This window comes from uncultured Campylobacter sp. (genome assembly GCF_938030685.1).
Lineage (GTDB): Bacteria > Campylobacterota > Campylobacteria > Campylobacterales > Campylobacteraceae > Campylobacter_B.
On the sequence record NZ_CALHHX010000091.1, the window covers coordinates 1 to 1025 of the forward strand.

Sequence of the window (1025 nt, forward strand, 5' to 3'; positions counted from 1 at the left end):
AGATCGATAGCGCCATAAGTTTTATTCGAAACGGCGCCTTAACGCAGCGGGCATGCAGATACGCCTTTGCGCCCGTTTGTAGAAATTTAGCGAGCATTTTGCGTAGCTTTTTATATGTTTCAACTTTTGGCTATTCGAACGAGCAGCTTCCGACCGTATTTGCCCAAAAAATTTACGGCATTGCGCTGTGCCATACCCTCTTTCCTTTCGATACGGGCGATTTTGTGTATTATCTACCGCGCGAAAAATCCATCCACACCGATGACCCCGCCGATTTGGATAACTGGCATTTGATGATGGAGATAGCGGGCGGCGATTTAGGGATTTCTGCGTTGATTGAGCGGCTAAACGAACGCGCGTATGAAATTTGGACGAATTACAAAACGCCGTTTGAATGGAAATACGACGAGGGGATTTGGAATTTAGAATTTGAGAATATTTCAAAAAGGCTGCACTATGCGGGCTTGCGAGCTTTTTCTAATTTGAATAAAGCGGAATAAAAGCGCACAAAATTTAAACCGCTTCTGAAATTTCATTCGCGGGCGGTAAAATTCTGCAAGTTTTTAATGCGGGTAAAATTTAAAATTCGCTTGAGCGGGTTTTTGGCAGCCTGCGGTATCAAAATTTAGCCGCCGCGTATTTTACGACTTGCGGCGCCGAGAATTGTAGCGGCGGCAAACCGAAAGCTCATAGGCGAGCGATAAATTTAAAGGACGGATTATGAAAAACCTAGCGCTTGTGCTGTTTAGCGGACAGACGAACCTCGATTTTGTGGGATTTTACGATTGTATGCTAAGGCTCAAAGCCGCCCGCCCGCAGCTTGAGATGAGGTTTTGCTCGCGTGAGTGGCAGGTTTGGGATAGCGGCGGCCTGACGATTGACGTGGGCGAGATCACGACGGATCTAGGCGGCTTTGATGCGGTTTTTGTGCCCGGCGGTATGGCGACGCGCCGCCTTAAAGACGATGCGGGCTTCATCTCGTGGCTCGCGACCGCGCGCGATGCGAAGTATAAGTTTAGCGTTTG

The 1025-nt window shown here is 48.3% G+C and carries 2 protein-coding genes; both read left to right on the plus strand.

What is annotated here, in order from left to right; all coding sequences use genetic code 11:
* The coding region (locus tag Q0369_RS04390; protein WP_298096498.1) for a hypothetical protein at positions 1–500 on the plus strand (500 nt) is incomplete at its 5' end.
* 220 nt (positions 501–720) lie between these two features.
* Positions 721–1025 (plus strand): hypothetical protein (locus tag Q0369_RS04395; RefSeq protein WP_298096501.1); only part of this gene is annotated, 305 nt, incomplete at its 3' end.